The organism is Synechococcus sp. H55.2 (genome assembly GCF_047462495.1).
Classification (GTDB): domain Bacteria; phylum Cyanobacteriota; class Cyanobacteriia; order Thermostichales; family Thermostichaceae; genus Thermostichus.
Window position 1 is genome coordinate 1 of the sequence record NZ_JANSJH010000111.1, and the last position, 7,729, is coordinate 7,729.

Consider the following 7,729-nt stretch of genomic DNA (forward strand, 5'->3'; position numbering starts at 1 on the left):
GGGAGTGTCAAGACCGGGCTTCCTCCTGTGATACTTTTGTAGGGACTTATTCAGCCCTTCGGGGATCCCTTCTGCCCTTGGAATTGGCCCCATGCAAGACGCAAAAGACACGCTCCGCCAGCAGCTTCTCACCCTGCAAAGTGAGGCGCTTGCCCAAGTGGAACAAGCCGCCGATCTGGAGGCTCTGGAGCAGCTCCGCATCGACTACCTGGGCAAAAAGGGCAAGCTCTCCAAGATCTTGGGAGGAATGGGGAAGCTGCCCCCAGAAGAACGGCCTGCGATTGGCGCTTTGGCCAACACCTTCAAAGAGTCTCTCCAATCCAGCCTGGAGCAGCGCAAGCAGGCCCTTGGCGAAGCTCAACTGCTGCAGCGCCTAGAAGCAGAGCGGCTGGATGTCACCATGCCGGGGCCGCGTCGGCCTCTGGGGCGGATCCACCCTTTGCAGGCCACCATCGACCGCATGCTGGATATTTTTGTGGGGATGGGCTACACGGTGGTGCACGGCCCGGAGATCGAGACGGAGTACTACAACTTCGAGGCCCTCAACACCCCTGCCGACCACCCGGCGCGGGACATGCAGGATACCCTCTACCTAGAAAAGGGCTATCTGATGCGCACCCAAACCTCTTCGGTGCAGGTGCGCTACATGGAGCAGCACCAGCCGCCGCTGCGCATTGTCCATGCCGGGCGAGTGATGCGCCGCGATACCGTCGATGCCACCCACTCTGCCGTATTTCACCAGATGGAAATTTTGGCGGTGGGCGAGAACCTCACCTTTTGCGACCTGAAGGGTACCCTCAAGGAGTTCGTCACTCGCCTGTTGGGCCAGCGAGAAACCCGCTTTCGCCCCAGCTATTTTCCCTTCACCGAGCCTTCCGCCGAGATGGACGTGCGCTTTGGCTCCAAGTGGCTGGAGATTTTCGGCTGTGGCATGGTGGATCCCAATGTGTTTCAGGCGGTGGGCTATGACCCGGAGCGCTACACCGGGTTTGCGGCAGGGATCGGCATCGAGCGAATGGCCATGCTCCTACACGGCATTCAAGATATCCGGCTGTTCTACAGCAGCGACCTGCGCTTTCTGTCCCAGTTTTAGGTTTTATCGTCATTTCAAGGCTTCGTTTGCGCCAGCGACGCGGGGCGCTATTCTCGACTCCCCTCTCCCTCAGGGAGAGGGGCTGGGGGTGAGGGGAGTGGCGAGGGACGCGTGGGAAGTGTCTTAATCTAGTTTGAAGTGGCCATAAGCGGCTGTCTGGGGGGACGTAACCCTTGCCCTAAGGTCATGCCAGACTCTCAGAAGGAGCCCCGCTAGGAAAAGGTTTGCTTATAGATCAACTGCAGTTGTTCTAGCTCGTCTTGACGAGCGGCGCGGCGCAGCAGGCGCATCTGCTCTTCGATGAGTTGGCGAGCCTCGTTACGGCTAATCGGATCAAAGACCAGCTCCTCCACGGCAGCAGGATCCCCGTTGTTATCCGGCGGCTTGAAGTAAACCCGAAAAAAGAGCCTTTGAGCATAAAGGGTGGTGAAGATGGCCTGACTTTCGTCAACCCGACACAGGCTGTAGAGCAAACCAAATGTGGGGTGATTCAGATACAACTCATTCATGCCCAATAGCGTATCACTCTTGGTGGAGAAGAGGGGCTTTCCTTCTCGTTCGGTGGCGGAGAAAGTCTCCGAAGCGATTTTGCTCCGGCTCTTAAGACCGAGAGCTGAAATTATAGGTTCCACCCAGCTTGATTTTGGTTTGGCTGTTGCAACTGGATTCGAGGTTAACAAAGTTTTTCTGGGCACAGGTCGGGCTGCTATCGCCGCTTCTGTTCCCCCACCTTTTTCTTCATGTCATCCAATTCCTTATCTACCGCTAGCCGCATCTCCAGCCGACGAAATTCTTCCTCCAATTTATCCTCCTCAAACAGCTTTTCCCAGGGGCTAACCCGCTCGGCGGCAGTTTTGGCTTGTGCGGCTTTGACTTCTTGTAGCTTGGTTTGTACCTCTTGGCGGCGCTGGGCAATTTGCGGCAGTAGAGCTTCCAGTTGCCGGATTTTCTCCTCTAGGGATTTCCCTTGGTTGAACAACCGGCTCCCTTGCTGCAGCAGTTCGGCTTCGCGTCTGCGTGCCCCTTCGGCCAGATCGGGGCGGTTGGCCTGCTCAGCTTTTTCGATGCGAAAGTGCCAGGTCTTGATCTCCTCGCCCAGCTTGGAGAGAGACTTGCTCAGGTCTTGCTTCTGAGCGCGGCTTTCCTGTAACAGGCGTCGAGTATCCTCTTCCTGCTGGCGCAACTGCTCGTCGAGGGCTTGCAACTCGATCTCGGGGTGGGCCCTGAGGAATTCCTCTAGGCGGGTTTCCAAAAATCGGATGATATCTTCGATCAATTTCACGGTCTGATCCTGCCGAGCGCTCAGTTGCGTTTAGGCTAGCGCAAGCCGGCTCGTTCCCGATAGGCCCCCGTTGGATCCCGGCCTAGGCCAGCAAATGCCCATCGGCAACTCGGATGATGCGCTGGGCGACCTGGGCCACTTTCAGGTCATGGGTAACCACGACAAGGGTAATGCCCTGGCGGTGGAGCTCGGCAAAAAGGTTGAGCACTTCCTGACCGGTGTGGCTGTCCAGGGCTCCTGTGGGCTCGTCAGCCAACAACAGTTGCGGTCGGTTGACGACGGCCCGGGCAATGGCCACCCGCTGCTGCTGGCCCCCGGAGAGCTGGGCTGGGCGCTGGTGCAGTTTGCTCCCTAAGCCCACTTGTTCTAAAGCTTGCTTGGCCCGCCGGCGCTGTTCTGGCTCCGGGATCCCGGCATAGGCCAAGGGGAGCATGACGTTTTCCAGTGCTGTCAGAACAGGCAGCAGATGAAACTGCTGGAAGACAAAGCCGATCTTTTGGTTGCGAATCCGGGCCAGCTCCCGATCCGTCAGGGTAGAGACTTCCACGCCGTCCAGCCAGTAGCGCCCTGAGCTGGGCCGATCCAAACAGCCCATGAGGTTCATCAGGGTGGACTTGCCGGAGCCCGAGGGCCCCATGATGGCGCAATACTCTCTCGGCCAGATCGTTAGGTTGATGTCGTAGAGGGCCTGAAAGCTGCCTTCCGGCAGCGAGTAGACCTTGTTCACCCCAGCCATCTGCACCACGGGCGGGCGGGGTGGGATCAAGGCGTCGGCTGATCGCTCCAGGGATCCGACCGGCCCCTGACGGCGAGCTGCCCAGGGTTGTTGCTCAGGCATGGTGGCTACCGCGACTTGTCCCATTCTAGCCTTTGGGCTGCTGTGGCTTCGGGGCTTGTTGGAAGCTAACCGGAAGAGCGGATTTCCAGCGGCTGATGGTAAGGACAGCTTCCTTGCGGATCCACCCGGAGGCGGTAGAGGGGAGAGCGCTCTTGGTCGCAGCGAAAGGCTTGGGCTTGTGAGGTCAAGATCTGGCGGGCAAAGCGGCAGTTCTGGCACTTTCTGCCACCGTTATGGGTGGAGGCAGAAGTCTGTTTTGGACGCGACATGATTCCTGCTGGGGCGGGGGCAGCCTCTGCCGGACGGATCAGCTCCCGTGGAGCAAGGCCGCGCAGCACCAGTTCGGATCCCTGCCAGCGGGCTTCCACCAGGCCGGTATCGGCCCAGGCGGCCCAGCGGGGATCCTGGGCGATCTGGGGCGGCAGACGCACCTGCACTCCGGCCAAGGCGCGGGGCGGGCCCTGTTCCTGCCAAATTTCTTCCACCTCCCCCTCGTAGCGCACCGCGGGATCCCTGACCTCGGCAGGAGCATCTGGGGGCTGGATCGGGGTTTGCAGGCGCCCGTCGGCCAGCTCTAGCCAATGGCCAGACTGGGGGCAGTGGACATGGTAGCGATTGCACAGCTCTGGCAGATCCGCCAGATCCTGCGCTTGCTGGGGGCTGGCGTGCACCAAAACCAGATGTTGGGGGCGAAAGGTGTGGATGATCTGGGTGAGATGCCCGACATCGTTGTGGCTGTGCCAGGTCATCCATTCCACCGCCAGGCGGGAGCGCAGCGGTGCCGGCCAACGCTCAAACGGGGTGGCCAGCTCCACTTCCGGCAGCCGCAGCAGCAGACAGGAGCGCTGCGGTTGGGCCAACAACCTCGACCAAATGGGATCCCAGGCCTTGGGATCAGCATCGGCATCGCACAGCAGCAGGCCTTGGGGCAGAGGATCCGCCTCCGTGAGGGGCTGCACCTGTGGCTGTAGGCGGTCTTCCCAAAACAAGGGCTGGTAGGTGGCGAAGTTGCGCACCGGCTCCGGCAGGTAGGGGAGCAAGCGTTCGTAGAGCTCGCAGCCTGCCGCCAAACCCGGCGCCACCCACACCTTCAGTGCTTGGGGAGATTGGGTAAAGCGGTGGTGGGCCTTGAGGAGAAAGATCAGCTCCTGCCCCAGCCCCAACACCGGCAGCGGCAACAGCACCGTTTGCCCCGCTTCCAGGGCGCTGAGCAACCGCTCCACCAGGCGATTTTCCAGATGACGACGGGGCGGATGGCGGGTGGATCCCAGCGAGGCTTCGATGAGCAGCACGTCCGGCTGCCAGTGGCGCAAAGCGGCGAGATCCAGGCCGGGGGCAAAGCGAGTTGAGGCCAGGGAACAGTCGCCGGTGTACACGCAGGTTTGGGCTGGAGTGGTCTGGGTATTTTGCAGCAGGGTTGCCGCCGCCCCTGGCAGGTGCCCGGCCGCAAAGAAAGTGAGCATCAGGTGGGGCAAGATCTCCCGCGCCCGGCCAAAGGGCAGCGCCCGAAAAGGGGGAAAGCGAATATCCCGGTCGTAGCCTGGCCAAACACCGCGCTCCCACAACCCGCCGGCCAAATGAGCCGTCACCGGGGTGGCGTAGAGGGGCACCTGCGGGTAGCGACGATGAAAGGCGGGCAGCCCCTGCAGATGGTCAAAGTGAGCGTGGCTGCAGATCACCGCGTCTGGGATCCCTGGCAGGGCCTTGAAGAGGGAGGAAGCAGGCAAACCGCAATCGAGGAGCAAGCGGTGGGATCCCATCTCCAGCCAGTAGGCACAGCCTTGCTGCCGGGGATCTGTGCCCAGGGGAAACAGTCGAAGGGGGGGTCTTTCTGACTCCACAGGTGTGCCGTTCTTAAACCCAGAAAACTGCGTTCAATTCTGCAAACATCAGGGGCAACTTGGCCAGGGATCCCGCCTCTCCACCGGTACGCCTCCCCGGAGAGTTGGGGGCAACCTGTGCCGAGTCAATCGTTGTATGTTTCTCACAGCATAGCGTTTGCCCACCAGCCGCTGCGGCAGCCTGCAATTCTATCTCTGCAGCAGCCAATGGATGTTGGCTGGGCAGTTTAGGGGTTGGCGCTCTCTTCCGTCGCCGCACTGCTGCTGGACAGGGCAAAGCCGGCAAAATCGTGATCGTCGGGGCGCACTGTCAGGATCATCAGGTTGTAGAAGGCCCAAACCAAGCCAAAGATCAGCTCCGGCCAGCTCGGATCCCAGTTGCCGGCAAAGCGCAGGGATCCCACCCCCATCGCCAGCAAGGTCAGCACAATAGCCAGCGCCTGCGGGCCGAGGGAAAGCTGGGACGGCTGTTCAGGATAGGGGATCCCGCCTCGCAAGCTCTGCACCAGCGCCTGGATAGACTGGAAGAACTGGCTGCCCGTCTGCCGTTCTGACCGCCACGCGGCCCCCCACAGCGAGGGGGGGAAGGCCAGCAGACAGGTGATCCGCCCCAGCAGGGCATAGGGCAAAAACCAGGCGAAAAAGACCCTGTCAAAGGCCGGCACCGGCATCCAGCCCGTGCAGAGAAAGAGGATCGGCACCGCCAAATAGGCCAGCTCTGCCACGCCGCCAGCAGCCCAGAGGGCCAGCCACAGGTACTGGAAGCGCTGCTGCTGCGTGGTGGCCTTGCCCCAGAAGGGGTTTTCCCGCAAGGCCGAAAAAATCGCCAGCAAAGCCACGCGACGGTTGCGCAAGGGCAACAAAACGCCGGTGACCTGGGCCTGGCAAGCCAGGTGGGACTGCCAGCCGCGGCAGTGCATCTGACACCCCAACTGCACAGGGCGGCGGATATCGATCTGCGGGATCCCCTCCAGGGCTGCCCGCCGAATGAGACAGCCGGATCCCAACAGGGGCGCCGTCTGGTAGCCCTGGGATCCCACCGCCAAAAGCTGCTGTAGGGGGTGGACGGCCTGGGGCCGGCCCAGGGTGCGCAGCATCGCCTGCACAAAGCCGGTGGCATTGGCGATGGGAGCCCGCTCTGGCGAGTCGTAAAACAGGGGCAACGTCTGCCACAAAAAATCCGGCTCGACAAAATGGCCCGGCTGCAACAGGAGCAGATACTCCCCTTGGATCTGGCCGCATCCCAGCATGTAAGCCAGGGGATCCAGGGTTGGCCTGGGGCAAGGCCAGTACTCGCAGGGGATGGCCCGCGCCACCTTGGCCATCTCCGCATCTTCCACCCGATCCACAACATGGACAAACAGCCGCTCCCAGGGGTAATCCAGGCGCAGGGCCGAGAGCACCGTCTGCCGGGTCGCTTCCACAGAATCCCGCTGGCGCATCACCAGCACATCCACCCGCGGCAGTTGAAAAAACGCCCGCCGCAGCACCTCCGGCGTCGGCACTCCCTTTCGCGGCACCTGGGGATAGCGGCTGAGGATAAAGCCCACCGCCGCCAGCCAAACGTACAGCTCGGCCCCCCAAAACACAAGGGATCCCAGACCGGTCAGCCCGGCTGTGATGCGCCAGTAGAGGTATGCCACCCCGGCAATGAGGTGGAGCAACCCCACGCCACGAAACAAGTACACCCGCACAGCCCCAGATCTCACAGGCGCTCCACACAGAATTGGGCATTGGGCCAAGCTGGGATCCCTCTGTTGGCTTGGGGGGGATGGGACAAATGGGCTGTCCTGGCCAGAACGGGAAAAAAGGCCACCTATTGGGCAGCCGCCTCAGCCGGGTAAACGCTCACCTTCTGCCGCCGTTTGCCGTAGCGCTCAAAGGTGACAATGCCGGTGGCTACCGCAAACAAAGTGTCATCGCCGCCGATGCGCACGTTCACCCCTGGGTGAAACTTGGTGCCCCGCTGTCTCACCAGGATGTAGCCGGGATGCACCAGCTCGCCGCCAAAGCACTTCACCCCCAGCCGCTTGGCATTGGAGTCGCGGCCGTTGCGGGTGCTGCCGGTTCCTTTCTTGTGAGCCATAATGCCTCCTGTGCAAGTGTGTCGTCGCCGAAGATAAGTTGGGATCCTAAGTTTAGGATCTATTCCTCCGCCTCGGGGATCCCGGCTGCAGCAATTGCCATCTCAGAAGTGGATGGCGAGGCAGCCTGAGCGGCGGCCAGTGGCGCCCCGTTGAGTTCGATGGACTCGATCAGCACACGGGTGAGCGGCTGCCGATGGCCTCTTTTCTTGCGGGTCTTTTTCTTCGGCCGCATCTTGTAGACGATGATTTTGTTGCCGCGGCGGTGCTGCAGAACCCGCGCCCTGACCACGGCCTCGGCAATATAGGGACGGCCTAGGGTCACCTGTCCCTCATGGTTAATCAACAACACCTGGGACAGGGTCAAAGGGCTGTTCTCTTCTGTGCCGGGCAGGCGATCGATGTCGTAAAAGCGCCCCGGCTCTACCCAAAGCTGCTTGCCACTGGTTTCCACAATCGCGTAGGTCATGCCTTTTCCTTGCCGTACAGGTGCCCCTGCGGGTCTTGAAACCTGATCCGAGCATTGACAGCGATTTTTAATGCTAGCGGAAAAACCTGCCCTCTGTCAGCTGGGGCTATTCCCTCACCCCC

At 61.3% G+C, this 7,729-nt stretch carries 8 protein-coding genes; 1 reads left to right on the forward strand and 7 read right to left on the reverse strand.

Annotated elements, in window-relative coordinates:
* The first annotated feature begins 91 nt into the window (after positions 1-91).
* Complete coding sequence (pheS, locus tag NW844_RS11305; protein WP_414335728.1) at positions 92-1,093, forward strand: phenylalanine--tRNA ligase subunit alpha; 1,002 nt, start codon at positions 92-94, stop codon at positions 1,091-1,093.
* Between the two features lie 212 nt (positions 1,094-1,305).
* Here pheS and NW844_RS11310 read toward each other — a convergent pair whose 3' ends face one another.
* The 7 genes from NW844_RS11310 to rplU all read right to left on the reverse strand — a co-directional run bounded on the left by NW844_RS11310 (position 1,306) and on the right by rplU (position 7,607).
* Positions 1,306-1,602, reverse strand: coding sequence for a PipX family protein (locus NW844_RS11310; protein WP_414335729.1), 297 nt, complete (start codon positions 1,600-1,602; stop codon positions 1,306-1,308).
* 197 nt (positions 1,603-1,799) lie between these two features.
* Positions 1,800-2,375 carry a TIGR04376 family protein gene (locus tag NW844_RS11315; protein WP_414335731.1) on the reverse strand — a complete coding sequence of 192 codons (576 nt, stop codon included), beginning with the start codon at positions 2,373-2,375 and terminating at the stop codon, positions 1,800-1,802.
* Between the two features lie 82 nt (positions 2,376-2,457).
* On the reverse strand, positions 2,458-3,213 hold the full coding sequence (locus NW844_RS11320) for an ABC transporter ATP-binding protein (protein ID WP_414335732.1): 756 nt from the start codon (positions 3,211-3,213) through the stop codon (positions 2,458-2,460).
* Positions 3,214-3,278: 65 nt separating this feature from the next.
* Complete coding sequence (locus NW844_RS11325) at positions 3,279-5,054, reverse strand: MBL fold metallo-hydrolase (protein ID WP_414335734.1); 1,776 nt, start codon at positions 5,052-5,054, stop codon at positions 3,279-3,281.
* Positions 5,055-5,281: 227 nt separating this feature from the next.
* A complete protein-coding gene (locus NW844_RS11330) occupies positions 5,282-6,763 on the reverse strand; it encodes a cellulose synthase (protein WP_414335735.1) in 1,482 nt (493 codons plus the stop codon).
* 107 nt (positions 6,764-6,870) lie between these two features.
* Complete coding sequence (gene rpmA, locus NW844_RS11335; RefSeq protein WP_414335737.1) at positions 6,871-7,140, reverse strand: 50S ribosomal protein L27; 270 nt, start codon at positions 7,138-7,140, stop codon at positions 6,871-6,873.
* 59 nt (positions 7,141-7,199) lie between these two features.
* Entirely contained in the window at positions 7,200-7,607 is a 408-nt protein-coding gene (gene rplU, locus NW844_RS11340; RefSeq protein WP_414335739.1) for a 50S ribosomal protein L21, read from the reverse strand.
* Positions 7,608-7,729: the final 122 nt, after the last annotated feature.